Source organism: Rhizobacter sp. P2_H2, from assembly GCF_056403375.1.
Window position 1 is genome coordinate 1 of the sequence record NZ_JBFUFP010001580.1, and the last position, 874, is coordinate 874.

An 874-nucleotide genomic window follows, 5' to 3' on the forward strand; every position below is an offset into this window, starting at 1 on the left:
GTGCATCGGCTGCGCCGCGTGCATCGACGTGTGCGATGGCGTGATGGACAAGATGAACTATCCGCGCGGGCTGATCCGCTATGCGACGCAGAACGGCATGAACCAGGGCTGGACGCAGGCGCAGATGCTGCGGCGGGTGTTGCGCCCGCGCGTGCTGGTCTATSGCGCGGTGATGGTCGCGATCTCGGTCGGATTCGTCGCGAGCATCGCATTGCGCCAGCCGTTCAAGGTCGACGTGGTGCGCGACCGCGGCACGCTGGCGCGCCAGGTGGAAGACGGCCGTGTCGAGAACGTCTACCGGCTGCAGGTGATGAATGCGACCGAAGCGGTACAGCGCTACCGGGTGCGCGTGACCGGCATCGAGCAGGCGACGATCGCGAGCACGCGGGAGGTCGAGGTCGGCCCGACCGAGGCCCGCTGGTTCGCGGTGCGGGTGCAGTTGCCGCCAGAGCGCGCGGCCGCGCTCGGCCCGGGCGCCCACCCGCTGGCCTTCGAGATCGAGCGGATGGGCAGCGAGGCTGCCGCCGAGGTGCACGAGAAATCGACCTTCATGGTGCCTCGCTGAACACGTTCACCCAACGACAAGGAGAAGAGCATGACCCCGACCCGACCGATCGCGCTGCCGTGGTGGCGCTACAGGATGGTGTGGCTGGTGATCAGCGGCCCGGCCGCCGTGGTGGTGGCCGGCGTGGCGACGATGGTGCTGGCGCTGACGCACATCGACCCGGTGCTGGACGAACCGTCGAGTGCCGCGGCGCGCGTGGCAGCGGCCAAGACGCCGGCGGCGCCGGCGCAGCAGGCGCGCAACCATGCCGCGACGCCGGCGCCCTGAGCCTCATCAACCTGCGGGAGCCGCCATGACACGGAGCACCCG

The 874-nt window shown here is 70.2% G+C and carries 2 protein-coding genes; both read left to right on the forward strand.

From position 1 onward, the window contains the following. Positions 1-565, forward strand: a 565-nt coding sequence (locus AC1D15_RS34870; protein ID WP_477829677.1) for a FixG Ig-like domain-containing protein, incomplete at its 5' end; no start/stop codon positions are given. Between the two features lie 30 nt (positions 566-595). After that, positions 596-832 carry a hypothetical protein gene (locus AC1D15_RS34875; protein WP_477829678.1) on the forward strand — a complete coding sequence of 79 codons (237 nt, stop codon included), beginning with the start codon at positions 596-598 and terminating at the stop codon, positions 830-832. Positions 833-874 lie beyond the last annotated feature (42 nt).

What these genes read in the sequence shown, in the direction of transcription:
- AC1D15_RS34875 (WP_477829678.1), top strand. Translation starts at nt 596, where the DNA reads ATGACCCCGACCCGACCGATCGCGCTGCCGTGGTGGCGCTACAGGATG.